Source organism: Leucobacter sp. L43 (assembly GCF_016597785.1).
Taxonomy (GTDB): Bacteria; Actinomycetota; Actinomycetes; order Actinomycetales; family Microbacteriaceae; genus Leucobacter; species Leucobacter alluvii.
The window spans coordinates 138515-153925 of the sequence record NZ_JAENJG010000003.1; the positions used below are offsets into that span (position 1 = coordinate 138515).

Annotated in this window: 10 protein-coding genes; 8 read left to right on the forward strand and 2 right to left on the reverse strand. The window is 69.5% G+C overall.

Annotation, left to right across the window (positions count from 1 at the left end):
• Positions 1 to 36: 36 nt before the first annotated feature.
• From JE033_RS12720 to JE033_RS12730, 3 genes are all read left to right on the forward strand, one after another.
• Positions 37 to 3138, forward strand: a complete 3102-nt coding sequence (locus JE033_RS12720) for a hypothetical protein (protein WP_200332121.1) — start codon at positions 37 to 39, stop codon at positions 3136 to 3138.
• A 5-nt stretch (positions 3139 to 3143) separates the two neighbouring features.
• Complete coding sequence (locus JE033_RS12725; protein ID WP_200332122.1) at positions 3144 to 4877, forward strand: AMP-binding protein; 1734 nt, start codon at positions 3144 to 3146, stop codon at positions 4875 to 4877.
• 112 nt (positions 4878 to 4989) lie between these two features.
• Positions 4990 to 6189 (forward strand): cobalamin-independent methionine synthase II family protein, encoded by a 1200-nt coding sequence (locus JE033_RS12730; protein WP_090152602.1) that lies wholly within the window; start codon positions 4990 to 4992, stop codon positions 6187 to 6189.
• 18 nt (positions 6190 to 6207) lie between these two features.
• Here the strand turns inward: JE033_RS12730 and JE033_RS12735 are convergent, their stop codons facing one another.
• On the reverse strand, positions 6208 to 7242 hold the full coding sequence (locus tag JE033_RS12735; RefSeq protein WP_200332124.1) for an o-succinylbenzoate synthase: 1035 nt from the start codon (positions 7240 to 7242) through the stop codon (positions 6208 to 6210).
• Positions 7243 to 7302: 60 nt separating this feature from the next.
• Here JE033_RS12735 and JE033_RS12740 point away from each other — a divergent pair, with 60 nt between their 5' ends.
• The 5 genes from JE033_RS12740 to JE033_RS12760 all read left to right on the forward strand — a co-directional run bounded on the left by JE033_RS12740 (position 7303) and on the right by JE033_RS12760 (position 14910).
• On the forward strand, positions 7303 to 8217 hold the full coding sequence (locus JE033_RS12740) for a 1,4-dihydroxy-2-naphthoyl-CoA synthase (RefSeq protein WP_090152593.1): 915 nt from the start codon (positions 7303 to 7305) through the stop codon (positions 8215 to 8217).
• A gap of 382 nt (positions 8218 to 8599) precedes the next feature.
• Complete coding sequence (locus tag JE033_RS12745) at positions 8600 to 9922, forward strand: AMP-binding protein (RefSeq protein WP_370567963.1); 1323 nt, start codon at positions 8600 to 8602, stop codon at positions 9920 to 9922.
• Complete coding sequence (locus JE033_RS12750) at positions 9919 to 10875, forward strand: 1,4-dihydroxy-2-naphthoate polyprenyltransferase (protein WP_200332126.1); 957 nt, start codon at positions 9919 to 9921, stop codon at positions 10873 to 10875. Before JE033_RS12745 ends, JE033_RS12750 begins: the two co-directional genes overlap by 4 nt.
• Before the next feature lie 295 nt (positions 10876 to 11170).
• The gene (locus tag JE033_RS12755) at positions 11171 to 13084 is read left to right on the forward strand and encodes an ABC transporter ATP-binding protein (RefSeq protein WP_200332128.1); all 1914 of its coding nucleotides are present in this window, start codon (positions 11171 to 11173) and stop codon (positions 13082 to 13084) included.
• Positions 13081 to 14910, forward strand: a complete 1830-nt coding sequence (locus tag JE033_RS12760) for an ABC transporter ATP-binding protein (protein WP_200332130.1) — start codon at positions 13081 to 13083, stop codon at positions 14908 to 14910. Before JE033_RS12755 ends, JE033_RS12760 begins: the two co-directional genes overlap by 4 nt.
• Positions 14911 to 15020: 110 nt before the next feature.
• On the opposite strand, the gene JE033_RS12765 is transcribed toward JE033_RS12760, so the two are convergent.
• Positions 15021 to 15371 carry a DUF4229 domain-containing protein gene (locus tag JE033_RS12765; protein WP_370567964.1) on the reverse strand — a complete coding sequence of 117 codons (351 nt, stop codon included), beginning with the start codon at positions 15369 to 15371 and terminating at the stop codon, positions 15021 to 15023.
• Positions 15372 to 15411 lie beyond the last annotated feature (40 nt).

The following is a 15411-nucleotide window of genomic DNA, read 5'->3' on the forward strand; positions in this document are numbered from 1 at the left end:
CGCCGCGATGTCCGCGGTTCGCCTGATGCTTGCAGTATGAGTCGGTCATCGAAGCGCAGCGGGCAGCGGCTGCCCGCCCCCGACTTCTTCGATCTCGCGGGAAGCGACCCTGAGCTGCTCACGTCCGGGAGGATCCCTGATCCGCTCCCCGAGCACACGCCCGTGTTCCGGTGGCTCGCGAACGTGCTGCAGCTCGTCGAGTCGCGCCTGCGCGCTCGCGGCGACACCGCGCTGCGGAACGCGATCCGGTTCTTCTGGGTTCTCGTAGCCCTCGTCGGAGTCTTCCTGCTGGTCGGCCCCATCATCAATGAGCCGCTCGACTTCGATGACGTCATCGCATCAGCCGAGATCGACGACGTCGACTGGGTCGCGCGAGACGCCGAGGTGGACTACGTCATCGACCGCGACGCAGCAGGAGGCTTCGTCGCGCAGGTGAGCGAGCGCTTCGACGCCGAATTCCGCAACGGCCCCGAATCGAGCGTGGCGCGCACCGTTCTGACCGAGTACCACGGACACGACGTGCGCTTCTCATTGACGAGTGCGACGATCGACGGCGCCGAAGCCGAGATCGACGTGCAACACGAGCCGACCACCACGGAGGTGCGGCTCACCCGCAGCGACGGCGAAGCGCTTTCCGGTACACGGGAGATCGCGCTCACATACGACCTGCACGACCTCGTCACGAGGGATGTCGACGAGGCGACCGCGGAACGCGTCGATCGTTTCGACTGGCCGCTCTTCGCCCCGACGTGGCCGCAGGCGACGAAAGGCATCGACGTATCCGTGACGCTCGCCCGCGAGATCGACGAGGCTCTGGTGCGGGCCCCGCGGGCCTACATCGGCTGGTTGCTCATCAGCGGCACCGAGTGGTTGACCCCCGAGGGGGAGGACGCCGCCGGGGTGCGGTACGCCTTCTCGAACGATGACGCGCTGCCGCCGAACGCGGACCTCTCGGTCAGCGCCCAGTTCGCACCCGGCACGTTCACGCAACCGCAGACGACGACGCTCTTCTGGGTGCAGACGTACGGGCCGCTGCTCCCGATGGCCGTGCTCGTCGTGCTCACGCTCTTCGCGTTCGCCGCTCGGCGCGTGGTGTGGGCCGACAGCGCCGGCGACCCGTGGTACCTCCCGAGAAACGAGCCCCCGGAACGGCTCTCGCCCATGCTCGCCGCGGAGCTCATGGGGCAGAGACGGCACGTCGAGCTCCTCACTGCGCTCGAGCACCCTCCCCGGCCGCGGTCGTCTCGACGAGCGGAATGGCTCCGGCGTCTCGCCCGGGCGGGCCGTCGGGCGGGCAGCCTCGGAAACACTCCGACGGTGCTGCGGCGCACGCGGTCGTGGGGATCGAGCCGAGCCGCCGTGCGGGCCGGGCTTCGATGGGTGCCCGACAGCTACGTGCGCGATTTCTTCACCGTCGCCCCCATCGCCATCATGCTGCTGCAGTGGGGGGTGCTGCGTCAGCTCTCGCACCAGGTGATCCTCGCAGTCGTCTGGTGGCCGGCCGTATTCGTGCTCGTCTCGACCGTGCTGGCGATCATGTCGAACGTCGCAGTCTCCCGCCCCCGCCCCCTCACGCGAGCCGGCGCACTCGCGATGCAGCAGCTGAAAGGCATCGACGTGTGGGCGCGGGCTACCCGGCTGCTCGACCGCGGACCGCTCGACGACCCGCTGCTGCCCTACGCCCTGCTGTTCGAGCGCCCCCGCCGCGCCGGTCGGAAGATCGCGGAGCACGCGGGAGCAGAGACCGGCGATCGCGCAATCTCACGCGGATGGCGCACCGAGCATTTCGTGGGTGCGCCCGCGCTTCTCGCACTGTTCGCATCGATCGTGGTGCTCGCGGGCTCGATCGTCACCGTATCCACGCAGCCGGCGCCGTACCGCACCGATATCGACTTCGTCACCTGGTCGAACGACCTCCCCGGCACGCTGTACACCGAGGTCTCCGGGTTCGACATCGAAGCCGAGTTGCGACGCGGCGACGACGGCGGAGCGCGCCTCGACGTCGTCGAGCGGCTTGACGTGGTCTTCGACGACTCGGCTTCGAAAGTGCCGCAGATCGCGAAGGAATGGCCGACGGAACGCCTCGGGCAGTCGCTCGGCTTCGAACTCGAATCGGTCACGATCGACGGGGAGGCCGCGCCCTACACCGAACTGCCGCAATCGGAGACGAGCAGCCTCGCGATGCTCACCCGTTTTCCCGACGTGCGTTCTGGGGAGCACGAGATCGAGATCGCCTACTCGCTCGAACACGCAGCGGTCGACGCCGCCGCCGGGGACGATGCTGTCCAGGAGGTGCGCTGGGCGGCGTGGTTGTCGTTCTGGGAAGACGAGTACTCCGCGGAACCGGGCGACTACTCCGGGGCGAAGCTCCCCGTTCGGCCGCTCCGAATCCAGCTCGCAGTGCACCCCGATCTCGTCGGGAACCTCACCGACGCCGGTTGGATCACCACCGATTCGGATGAAGACCGCTCGCCGCTCGAAGACGGCAACGCTGCCAAGCCCTGGGTGACGCAGCAGAGCCACTACTCCGACGAGGCCGACTTCGAGGATCGCACGCACTCAGAGCTGCGCATCGGATCCGAGCGGGTGCGCGACGACGGGGCCCTCGTCGTCGAGATCGACGCGGACACCGTCGAATCGCGCGTCGCCGAGGACCTCGCCGCGGGCACACCAGCTGGCGAATGGACGGTCGACGCGGACCTCAACCGCACACTCGACCAGTACGCACTCGACCTGGACGACGATCTCGGGGTGCTCCTGCGATTTCACCCGGATACGTTCGGCGGCGTCGACGACGGGGCCCTCGAACGCTCCGAGCGCGGCCTCAACCTGCCGTTCGTCGCGGTCTTCGGGCTCCTGGGCATCGTCGTCGTGGCCTCGGCCGGCGTGATCGTCTTCGCGACCCGCGTGCGGCGCCCTGCCAGCGCCAGTCTGCGGACGACCGCCTGGCTCACCCTTCCCATCCTAGCGCTCGCGCAGTGCATCACGTTCTGCTGGGTCGTGCTGCCGATGGCGGGCAGCGACGTCAGGGGTGGCGGAGCCATCGCGCTCGGCGCGGTGATGCTCACCGCGGTCATCGCCCAGGGCGCGATGGTGGCGCGGCGAACGGGATCCGGCACTCGGAAGAAGGGACAATAGGGAGCATGACCGAAAACGACGCCACGGCCTCATTCCTCGCCGCACGGGATCAGCTGCTCGCGCTCGCAGGAGAGCCGCAGCGCCAACGCACCGAATTCGAGTGGCCCGACGTCGGACCGGATTTCAACTGGGCGCACGACATCTTCGACGTGATCGCCGAGGGCAACGACACCACCGCCCTGTGGATCGCCGAAGCCGACGGAAGCGAGCTGAAGCGGACGTTCGCGCAGCTGAAGCAGCGCTCCGATCAAGTCGCGAACTGGCTGCGCCGCATCGGCGCCAAGCCCGGCGACGTCGCGATGCTCATGCTCGGCAACCGGGTCGAGCTGTGGGAGATCATGCTCGCCGCAATGAAGCTCGGCGTCGTGCTCCTGCCCACCTCGGTCGTGCTCGGGCCGCACGAGCTCGTGGATCGCGTCGAGCGCGGCACGGTGCGATGGGTGTTCGCCGCCGCCGAGGATGCGATGAAATTCGGCGAGGTCCCCGGCGACTACCGTGGCATCGGGGTGGGATTCGATGCGGCACCCGCCGATCACCGCGCGCGGCTCTACGACTGGGCGCGGTACGAGGAGTCGTCCGCGGCATCACTCGCTCCGATCGCGAAGACGACGACGAGCGATGACCCGGCGCTCCTGTACTTCACCTCCGGCACGACGAGCCTGCCGAAGATCGTGGTGCACTCCCACACGAGCTATCCCCTCGGGCATCTCACGACGCTGTCCTGGCTCGGGGTGCGCCCCGGCGACACCCACCTGGTCATCAGCGCCCCGGGCTGGGCGAAGCATGCATGGTCGAGCTTCTTCGGCCCCTGGCACGTCGGCGCGACCATCTTCGTCGCGAATTACGCCCGCTTCGACGCGGAATTCCTCGTCTCCGAGCTCGACCGCGCGGGGGTCAACACCTTCTGCGCTCCGCCCACCGTGTGGCGCATGCTCATCCAGAGCAAACTGTCGAGGAAGCCGCGCGCGCTGCGCGAGATCGTCTCGGCAGGCGAGCCGCTGAACCCCGAAGTCATCGCGCGCATCCGCGAGTGGTGGGGGCTCGAGATCCGCGACGGGTACGGTCAGACCGAGACGACGGCGCTCATCGGCAACCTTCCCGGAGATCCGATCGTGCCCGGCGCGATGGGGCGGCCGCTCCCCGGAGTCTCGGCAGTGCTCATCGATCCTGCGACCGGCGAGGAGGCGCAAGAGGGCGAGATCTGTCTGCGCCTGGACCCCGAGCGCCCCGTCAACCTGATGCCGGGATACTACGGCGATCCGGAAGCGACGGCGCGCGCGACCCGAGGAGGCCTCTTCCATACCGGCGATGTGGCCCAGCGCGACGAGCACGGCGTGCTCACCTTCGTCGGCCGCACCGACGACATCTTCAAGTCCAGCGATTTCAAGGTGTCGCCCTTCGAAGTGGAGAGCGCGCTCATCGAGCACGCCTTCGTCGCCGAAGCCGCCGTGGTCGGAGCGCCGGACGGCACGCGACTGAACGTGACCAAGGCGTACGTCTCGCTCGCAGCCGGTGTCACCGCCGATGAGGCAGCCGCACGCGAGATCCTCTCCCACGCACGCGGCGCACTGCCGCCCTACATGCGGGTACGGCGCGTCGAGTTCTTCGAGCTGCCGAAGACCACCTCTGGCAAGATCCGTCGCATCGAGCTGCGCCAGCGCGAGGAGGCTGCCCATGCGGCGGGCGAACGCATTGCGAGCGAATGGCGCGAGGAGGACTTCCCGGGGCTCAAGGGCTGAGCGGTGCGCAGGATCGGCGACCCCGACCGGACGACCACCCAGCCGGCTGATCCGCCGTCATGCGGCGTCACGCGATTGCCGTATGAGGGGTCCTGCCGGATAGTTTCGAGGTATGACGCAGATCGAAACCACCACCGCAGGCAGCCTGCCCCGCACGCAGGCGCTCATCGAGGCGAACGCCGCACGCACCTTTGCCGATGACGGCCTGACGCTGCAGTCGACGCCCGAGTTCGACGCGCTCGTGACCGAGGCCGTGCGCGACGTCGTCGCACGCCAGCGAGACCTCGGCATCACGCAGCCCGGCGACGGCGAGTTCGGCAAGGCGATGTCGAACGCCGTCGACTACGGCGCATGGTGGACGTACTCGTTCCAGCGCACCTCGGGCCTCACGATCACCGAGCGCAACATCTTCACCCAGGAACCGGTGCGCTCGACGCCCGGAAACATCCAGCTGACGTCGTTCCCGGATCGCCGCGACTGGGTGCGCTTCTCCGAGGCCTACCAGGCCGAGATCAACGTGGGCACGAACGCGACGCCGTTCCCCACCACGACCGACGCGATCACCTACACCGGGCAGGAGCTCGTCGCGACCGACACCCGCAACCTCCGAGCGGCGCTGCAGCCGGGCGAGCAGGGGTTCATCACGGCGATCGCACCGGGATCGGCCGCGCGCATTCAGAACGACTTCTACGCCTCTGAGCAGGAGCACATCGATGCCTGGATCGCGGCGCTGAGCGAGGAGTACCGGGCGATCACCGACGCCGGGCTGATCGTGCAGCTCGACGACCCCTCACTCGCCGAGAACTGGGATCAGATCAATCCGGAGCCCTCGGTCGAGGACTACCTCGCGTTCACGCAGATCCGCATCGACGCGATCAATGAGGCCATCAAGGGGCTGCCGAAGGAGCAGGTGCGCCTGCATTTGTGCTGGGGATCGTGGCACGGCCCGCACACCACCGACATCGAGCTGAAGCACATCCTCAAGACCGTGCTCGGAGCGAACGTCGGACAGATCTCCTTCGAGGCGGCGAACGCGCGCCACGAGCACGAGTGGGCCGTGTGGGAGGAGAACAAGAGCATCATTCCAGACGACCTGATCCTCGTCCCGGGCGTCGTCGGTCACTCGACGAACCTCGTCGAGCACCCCGATCTCGTCGCGCAGCGCATCCAGCGCTTCGCCAACGTCGTGGGAGCGGATCGCGTCATCGCCGCGACCGACTGCGGCCTCGGCGGCCGCGTGCACCCGCAGATCGCCTGGGCCAAGCTCGAGGCGCTGGGCGAGGGCGCGCGCCGCGCGGCGAAGCTCGTCTGAGGCGGGCCCGGCGCCCGCCTAGCGCTGGTCGCGTCGGGATCGCAGCAGCGCGTAAGCGCGAGACGCGCGCTGCCGCCACCACTCCTCGCGATCCGGAGCCGCTCGATAGCGCTCGAGCAACGCGGGGTCGAGGTCGGGCCGCCGCACCTCGATCGCACCGTCGAGCGGCACCAGGGGCGACGCCGTCACATCGCCGTCGAGCAGCGCGACAGTGCCCAGACCGCACGCGCCCGCGAGCATCCCCTCGGGGAGGGCGGCAGCCAGATGCAGTCCCATCGCGATGCCGGCCGACGTGTCGAGAGCGCTCGACACCACGACGGGCAACCCAGCCTCGATCACGAGCGACCGCGCGCGGCGCACGCCGCCGAGAGGCTGGGCCTTGACGATCAGCAGATCTGCGGCTCCGGCTCGGGCGACCGCGAGCGGATCCTCGGCCTTCCGCACACTCTCGTCGGCCGCGATGCGCACTGAAACGCCCGACGCGCGCAGCCTCGAACGCACCTCGACGAGCTCGTCGACGCTCGCGCTCGGCTGCTCAGCGTAATCGAGGTCGAAGTCTGCGAGTGCCGCGAGGGCGGCGACAGCGTCGTCCGCACTCCAACCGCCGTTCGCATCCACGCGGACGAGCCCCGCCGGCCCGAGCGCTTCGCGCACCGCTCGCACCCGGGCGACGTCATCGGCGAGCGACTGCCCGCGTTCGGCGACCTTCACCTTCGCGGTCGTGCAGCCGGGGAAGCGGGCGAGCACGGCGGGTACCTCGTGCGCGCCCACCGCCGGCACCGTGGCGTTCACCTCGATCCGCTCGCGGAGCGCCTCCGGCTGCGGCGCCCATCCGAAGTCGAGGGCCGCCGCGAGCCACGGAGCGGCCTCTGCGTCGTCGTACTCGAGAAACGGCGAGAACTCGCTCGCGCCCAGCGGAGCATCGAAGATCATCGCCTCGCGCACGGCGATGCCGCGGAACCGCGTACGCGTCGGAATCGAGACCACGTGCGCGGCCGCGAGCACTTCGGCCAGCGGAGGGGCGGCGGGCGCGGCGCTGCGGGTGTCGGTCATGCCTCGATCCTGTCACGCCCTGGCGGGGTTCGTCGCGCTTCCGCGCCCTAGGCTAGGGGCATGACGCAGCAGGTATCCGAGCTCTTCGACCCCGCCGAGTGGGAGATCGCCCCCGGGGCTCAGCACTACTCCGACATCACCTCCCACCTCAGCCTCGACGGCCGCATCGCGCGCGTGGCGTTCGACCGGCCCGAGGTGCGCAACGCCTTCCGCCCGCGCACCGTGGACGAGCTCGCCGATGCGCTGGAGCGTGCGCGAGTGAACCCGAAGGTCGGGGTCGTGCTGCTCACCGGAAACGGGCCGAGCCCCAAAGACGGCGGCTGGGCGTTCTGCTCGGGCGGCGACCAGCGCATTCGTGGCCGCGATGGGTACAAGTACTCGGATGACGAGACCGAGGTGGGGCCGGAGGCCGCGGCGCGCGCCGGGCGGCTGCACATTCTCGAGGTGCAGCGGCTGATCCGATTCATGCCGAAGGTCGTCATCGCACTCGTCCCGGGCTGGGCGGCCGGCGGCGGCCACTCGCTCAACGTGGTCTGCGATCTCACCATCGCGAGCCGGGAGCACGCGAAGTTCAAGCAGACCGACGCAGACGTCGGCTCGTTCGATGCCGGTTACGGCAGCGCCTACTTCGCGAAGCAGGTCGGCCAGAAGTTCGCACGGGAGATCTTCTTCCTCGCCGAGGAGTACTCCGCCGAGCGCGCGCGAGAGATCGGCGCCGTCAACGAGGTAGTGACGCACGCGGAGCTCGAACGCACCGGCATCGCCTGGGCGCGCACGATCCTCGGTAAATCGCCGACCGCGATCCGTATGCTCAAGTACGCGATGAACGCCGTCGACGACGGCATCGTCGGGCAGCAGCTCTTCGCGGGGGAGACCACCCGCCTCGCCTACGGCACCGATGAGGCGGTCGAGGGCCGCGATTCGTTCCTGGAGAAGCGCGAGCCCGACTGGAGCCCCTTCCCCTACCACTACTGAGCGCCGCGGTCCGCTGCTGCACCGCTGCGCTCACCCGAGCCGGGTCGATTTCGGAGCGTGTCGCACCTCGGTGGACCCAGACACACTCTCACAGTGACCCGCCTCGAGCTGGCGGCACCACGACGGGTGCTGCTGCACCGCTGCGGCACCGCTGCGCTCACTGTCGCCACCGGAGCGGGGTCACTGTTCGTGCGTGTCAGGCCCGCGACACGCACGAACAGTGACCCCGCTCGCATGTGGGTGGCCTGGGCTCGCATGTGGCTGGCGTGGGTGGGCTGGCGTGGGGCCGGCGACGGCGGCCACGCGGCCACGCGGCCGCCCGTCCGCCGCGCCCGCTCGCCGGGGATGCGCACAGCAGGGCTGCGCGGAGTACCCTGGTCGGGTGACTGCGCCCCACAGACTCCGTGCGATCCCGACCGAAGATCGTGCTTGGCTGACCGCCGGTCTCGCCGATGCGTTGCGCGGCGGGGCGCCGGTCGTGCCGGTCGCTCCCGGTGCCGACCCCGACGCGTTCGTCGCACTGCAGCAGCAGGATCTGCCCGAGGGTACAGCTGTCGTCGTGCGCACGTCCGGGTCGTCGGGCACTCCGAAGGCGGTCGCGCTCTCCGCCGAGGCCCTGCGCGCGAGCGCCGAGGCGACGGCCGAGCGGCTCGGCGGGCACGGGCAGTGGCTGGTGGCGCTGCCGACGCACCTCATCTCGGGCCTGCAGATGCTGGTGCGCAGCGATCTCGCCGGTACGCCGCCCGTCTTCTTCGACGGCCGCTTCGAGCCAGCCGCCTTTCTCGAGCAGGCGGAGACCCTCGACGCCGATCGTCGCTACGTCTCGCTGGTGCCGGTGCAGCTCGCGCGACTGATCGATCACGTCGAGCAGGATCGCTCGGCCGCCGATGTGCTGCGCCGTTTCGATGCGGTGCTCGTCGGCGGGCAGTCCGTGAGCGTGTCGCTCCGCAGCCGTGCGCACGCGCTGGGCATCGCCTTGACGCGCAGCTACGGGATGTCGGAGACGGCGGGCGGGTGCGTGTACGACGGTGTCGAGATCGGCGACACCCGTGTGCGCATTCGCGCCGGCGAGGTGCAGCTCGCCGGCAGCGCCCTCGCGCTGGGTTACGTCGGAGACCAGGAGCTCACGGATCGCGCCTTCATCACCGAGGCGGGGCGTGACGGGGTGCCGGTGCGCTGGTATCGCACGGGCGACTCGGGTGAGCTGCTCGGCGGCATGCTGACGGTCACCGGCCGTCTCGATCGGGTCATCATTTCGGGCGGCGTCAACGTGTCCCTCGACGAGGTCGAGCGCGTGGTGCGCGAGCAGTCGGGGTGGGAGCACGCCGTGGCACTCGGCGCCCCGCATCCCGAGTGGGGGGAGCGGGTGTCGCTCGTCGTCGATGTGGTCCCGGGCGCAGGCACGGGCTCCGGCGTGGAGAGCGCCCCCGACGAACGCGCCGCTTTCGAGCGCGTGCAGGAGGTGCTGCGCGCGTCGCTCGGCCCTGCGGCCGTGCCCGAATGGGTGACGGAGGTGGACGCGATTCCGCGGCTTCCTGGCGGGAAGCCCGACTACGCCGCGATCGGCGAATGGATGGGGCGACTGCGCTCGAGTTTCAGCGAGGTGCGGCGCGGCGATGCCGCCCACGCGCACGAAATGCGTGCGCACGGCGAAGCGCACGGAGATGCGCAGGGCGATGCGCACGGAGAGAAGGATCAGACGTGAACCAGGCACACGACCGTCGACGATCGGGCAATCCCGCGGCTCGGGCCGCTGCTGAGCGGCAGGCCGCAGCGGGGGCGCCGCCGCGGATCACCTGGCGCAACTGGGTGGGCGGAGCACGGTTGCGCACCCTGCCGCTCGCCGTGGCGCCGGTGGCTGCGGGCAGCGGCATCGCGCACATGGTGCAGGAGTTCTCGCTCACACTGAGTCTGCTCGCGCTCGCCGTCGCCGTGTTCCTGCAGATCGGGGTGAACTACGCGAACGACTATTCCGACGGTATCCGGGGTACGGACGAGTTTCGAGTCGGCCCCGCTCGGCTCACCGGGTCGGGGCTCGTCAACCCGAAGCGGGTGCTGGCCGTCGCGCTGACGTTCTTCGCGCTCGCCGCGGTCGCGGGCCTCGTCGCAGTGGTGCTCAGTGAGCGCTGGTGGTTCCTCGCTCTGGGCGCGGTGGCCATCGTCGCCGCCTGGTTCTACACGGGGGGCAAGCGCCCCTACGGGTACGCGGGGCTGGGGGAGATCGTCGTCTTCGTCTTCTTCGGGATCGTCGCGACGGTCGGCACGGTGTGGCTGCAGACGGACATCGACGTGCAGGAGCCCTGGGTCGCGGGCGCCGGCGTCGGCCTGTTCGCGGTGGCCGTGCTCGTGGTGAACAACATCCGCGATATTCCGACGGATCGCCTGGCGGGCAAGCGCACGCTCGCGGTTCGCATCGGCGACCGCGCGTCTCGCATCCTCTACGTCGTCTGCGTGCTGCTGCCGTTCGCGGTGCCGGCGTTCTACGCGCTCGCGCAGCCGGGCATGATCCTCGTCTGGTTCGTGCTCCTCCTCGCCATTCCGGCTTCGATCATCACACTCACCGCCAAGACGGCGCGGGAGCTCATCCTCGTCCTGCAGCTCACGAGTCTCGCCGCGCTCGCCTACGGTGTGCTGCTCGGAATCGCCTTCGCGTTCTGACGCCGAGTGATCCGGCGCAGGATCGCCGAGCGTTCGACGCGATCCTTGTGCTCGAGCGCGCAGCCTGGCTAGGCTGAGGTTCGGAAACCCTGACCCCGGAGAGGAGCGCACCATGGCAATCATCACCCAGCCGTCGGCGCCGCGACTCCCGGGCACTCCGAAGCCAGGGCAGTAGGTCGACGCGGCTCCGATCGCGGGCCGCCCCTTCTCCGCTTCCACCTCAGCATTTCCTCTCGCGCCGCGCGCGGCCAGCCCTTGGGCGACCGCGTCCAGGCGCCGGCACACGTCAGGCATCATGAACCACCTCGCTGCGACTCAGCACACACCGAGCGATCCCGCTCGCGTCTCCACGGCGCGCGCGCTCGCGCGTCTGCTCCCGTTCGCCCGTCCCGCACTCCCGAAACTGATCACCGGCGCGTTCCTCGGTCTGGGCGCCGCACTCGCGAGCCTCGTCGTTCCGCTCGTGCTGGAATGGGCGGTGGACGGTCCCATCGCGTCCGGCGACCGCATCCTCATCGCCTGGGCGACCCTGGCCGTGCTGCTGCTCGGCGTCCTCGAAGCGCTGCTCGTGTTCATGCGCCGGCGTCTCGTGCTCGGCCCGTCCGCTGCGATCGAGTACGCGGTGCGTCAGTCCTTCTTCGAGCGACTGCAGCGCTTGCCCGTCGCCTTCCACGACCGGTGGCAGTCGGGCCAGCTGCTCAGCCGCATGATGCAGGACATCAGCTCGATCCGCCGGTGGTTGGCGTTCGGGTTGATCCTGCTGCTCATCAACGTGCTGACGATCGTGATCGGTATGGGGCTGCTCTTCCGCTGGCATTGGGCGCTCGGCGTCGTCTTCGTCGCGTGTTCGATCCCGATCTGGGTCGTCGGCTACCGCTTCGAGCAGCGCTACGGCGTGCTGTCGCGGCGCAGCCAGGATCAGACGGGTGATCTCGCGACCGCTGTGGAGGAGAGCGTGCACGGCATTCGCGTGCTCAAGGCCTTCGGCCGGGGCGGCCATGCGCTCTCGCAGTTCACGCGTCGGGCTGAGACGCTGCGCGAGACGGAGATGCGCAAGGCGCGGGAGGTCGGCGGACTCTGGTTCTGGTACGAGCTCGTGCCGATCTTCGCCATGGGTGCGTGCTTCATCACAGGCGTCTGGCTCGCTGCGCACGACCTGCTCTCGACGGGGGAGCTCGTGGCGTTCTTCGCGATGGCGGCGGCGCTGCGGTGGCCGATGGGCTCGCTCGGCTTCCTGTTCGCCTTCTTGATCGACACGCGCACCGCGACCGACCGGGTGTTCGAGGTGTTCGACGCCGAGCAGACCGTGCGGGAGCCCGAGCGCCCGCAGACGATCACCCAGGCGCGCGGCGAACTCGTATTCCGCGACGTGCATTTCCGGTATCCCGACGCGGGTGCCGAAGAGGTCGACCTCCTCGACGGGCTCGACCTCGCGCTGCGTCCGGGCGAGACGCTCGCGATCGTCGGTGCGACGGGGAGCGGCAAGACGACCCTCACGACGCTGCCGACGCGGCTGTACGACGTGACGGGCGGGGCGATCACGCTCGACGGGATCGACGTGCGCGATCTGGCGCTCGACGACTTGCGTCGCCGGATCGGCGTGGCGTTCGAAGAGCCGATCCTGTTCTCGGCCACGGTGCGCGAGAACGTGCTGCTCGGTCGCCATGATCTCGCTCTCGGCAGCGCCGAGGCGGATCGGGTGCTGCAGGATGCGCTCGCCGTTGCGCAGGCGGGGTTCGTCGCCGATCTCCCCCGCGGCCTCGACACCGAGGTGGGGGAGGAGGGGCTCAGCCTCTCCGGCGGTCAGCGCCAGCGGCTCGCGCTCGCCCGGGTCGTGGCGGCGGCCCCCGATGTGCTGGTGCTCGATGATCCGCTCTCGGCGCTCGATGTCGACACCGAGGCGCTCGTCGAGGCGGCTCTGCGACGCGTGCTCGCCGACACGACCGCGCTCATCGTCGCGCATCGTCCGTCGACGGTGGCGCTGGCCGACCGCGTCGCGGTCATGCTCGACGGTCGTATCGATGCCGTCGGCACCCATTCCGAACTCCTGCGCACGAGCGCCCAGTACCGCAGCCTGATCGCCGGGATCGAGCGGGACGCCCTCGCCGACACGGCGGAGACCGGTCGGACCGAGACCGATCCGACCGACACCGCAACCGCTGACGCTGACGCTGACACCGACACCGACACCGAGGAGGTTCGCTCATGAGCCTCGCGAGCGTGCAGGGAACGAGCGGCGAGGATCGCGATTCGTATACCCGCGAGGAGAGTCGCGCGATCCGCCGCCGCTCGTTGCGTCTGCTCGGTTCGATTCTGCGGCCGCTCCGGCGCCTCATCGCACTGACGGCCATCGTCGTGATCATCTCATCCGCGATGCGTGCGGTGGGTCCGACACTGATCGCCTATGGAATCGACACGGCGCTGCCGGCCGCACTGGACGCCGGGGACTGGGTGCCGGCCGTCGGGGTTGCGCTCGCTTTCCTGGTGACCGGCGCGATCGGCTCGCTGCTCGTCGGCTGGTACGTCGTGCTCATCGCACGCCTGACGCAGGCGGTCATGATCGAGCTGCGCACGCGCATCTTCCGGCATACCCAGCGGTTGAGCCTCGAATTCCACGAGGGGTATACATCGGGTCGCATCATCTCGAGGCAGACGAGCGATCTCGAATCGATTCAGGAGCTGCTCGACGGCAGCCTCAACGAACTCGTCGACGCGGTGCTCATCGGAACGTTCACGATGGTGATGCTCTTCCTGCTGGATTGGAAGAGCGGCCTGGTGCTGCTCTTCATGGGGATCCCGCTCGCGATCCTCATGCGCTGGTTCGTCGTGGAGTCGCAGAAGGGGTTCCGTTCGACGCGCGTCGCGAGCGCGCGCCTGATCGTGCAGTTCGTGGAGACGATGACGGGGATCCGGGCGGTGCAGGCCTTCCGGCGCGAGCGCCGCGGCGATGCCGACTTCGGCGCCGTCTCCGACGAGTACCGTCGCGCGAACCTGCGCGTGCTGCGGCTCTTCGGGGTGCTCGATCCCGGGCTCATCCTGCTCGCGAACGTCACGGTCGCGGTGGTGCTGCTCTGGGGCGCGCTCCGCGTGACGGGCGGCGAGCTCGCGATCGGCGTGCTCATCGCCGCCGTGCTCTACGTGCGCAACTTCTTCGGGCCGTTGGAAGAAGTCGCGATGTTCCTCAACTCCTATCAGTCGGCGACGGCGGCGCTCGAGAAGGTCTCGGGCGTGCTCGAGGAGGAACCGACGGTGCAGGATCCCGCCGCGCCCGTGCGCCTCGAGCGCCCGCGCGGCGAGCTCGGCTTCGATCACGTCGATTTCGCCTACGGGGGCGACCGCGGTGGAGCCCGCACGGTGCTCGCGGACTGCGACCTCGAGATTCCGGCCGGCCAGACGGTCGCGCTCGTCGGAACGACGGGTGCCGGAAAGTCGACGCTCGCGAAGCTCGTCGCGCGATTCTACGATCCGACTGGCGGGGCGGTGCGACTCGACGGCGTCGACCTGCGCGAACTCGATACCGCCGATCTGCGTCGCGCCATCCTGATGGTGACTCAGGAGGCGTATCTCTTCAGCGGAACGGTCGCCGAGAACATCGCGCTCGGCAAACCGGACGCGTCGGCGGCCGAGATTCGGGCGGCAGCACGCGCCGTGGGTGCGGAAGGATTCATCGAATCCCTCCCCGACGGGTACGAGACGGACGTGAACAAGCGCGGCGGGCGCGTGTCGGCCGGGCAGCGCCAGCTGATCTCGTTCGCACGCGCGTTCCTCGCCGATCCGACGGTGCTCATCCTCGATGAGGCGACCGCCTCGCTCGACTTGCCGAGCGAGCGACTGGTGCAGCACGCGCTGCAGCGTCTGCTCGCCGATCGCACGGCGATCATCATCGCCCACCGGCTGTCGACCGTGGCGATCGCCGACCGGGTGCTCGTCATGGAGAGCGGCCGCATCGTCGAGGACGGGTCGCCCGCGGAACTGGTGGAGCTCGGCGGACGGTATGCGCAGCTCTACGCGGGGTGGGAGGCGACCCAGGTGTAGCGCTGCTCCGAGTGCGCCGCCGCGCCGGTACTCGGTGTGGGATTCGGCTTCGGTGAGATCATTCGCGCGGAACGTGGCTCACCGACGCCGAATCTCGTACCGAAGCGGGTTCAACGCGAGTTCGATGCGGTGCCAGTGCCAGTGCCGGTGCCGGACGCGTCCGGTCCGGCGGAAGGGCCCGGCCGAGCGGTCTCGCTCGGCGTCTCGCGCGCTTCGACGGCCTCGTCCTCGACGATGTCGTCGGGTGTGCGGTCTCGATTGCGCCAGTCGTAGATGCTCTCGGAGGCCGTCGACCGTGGGCGGGCGAGGAAGATGACCGAGAGGGCGACCCCGATCAGGGCGGCGAAGACGGCTGCGATCCACGGCTGCAGGCCGATGAGGAAGAGCACGGTGAACGGCACTGCGAAGAAGAGCAGACGAAGTACGATGTACACGATCCAGGCGGTGCGCGGGTTGTTCACCCGCACGAGTGTACCCGCGGCACCTGAAGCGAGGCTCCGC

Excerpts from the sequence above, each read along its gene's own strand:
- JE033_RS12720 (WP_200332121.1), top strand. The coding sequence starts at position 37 with ATGAGTCGGTCATCGAAGCGCAGCGGGCAGCGGCTGCCCGCCCCCGAC.
- JE033_RS12725 (WP_200332122.1), top strand. The coding sequence starts at position 3,144 with ATGACCGAAAACGACGCCACGGCCTCATTCCTCGCCGCACGGGATCAG.
- JE033_RS12730 (WP_090152602.1), top strand. The coding sequence starts at position 4,990 with ATGACGCAGATCGAAACCACCACCGCAGGCAGCCTGCCCCGCACGCAG.
- JE033_RS12735 (WP_200332124.1), bottom strand. The coding sequence starts at position 7,242 with ATGACCGACACCCGCAGCGCCGCGCCCGCCGCCCCTCCGCTGGCCGAA.
- JE033_RS12740 (WP_090152593.1), top strand. The coding sequence starts at position 7,303 with ATGACGCAGCAGGTATCCGAGCTCTTCGACCCCGCCGAGTGGGAGATC.
- JE033_RS12755 (WP_200332128.1), top strand. The coding sequence starts at position 11,171 with ATGAACCACCTCGCTGCGACTCAGCACACACCGAGCGATCCCGCTCGC.
- JE033_RS12760 (WP_200332130.1), top strand. The coding sequence starts at position 13,081 with ATGAGCCTCGCGAGCGTGCAGGGAACGAGCGGCGAGGATCGCGATTCG.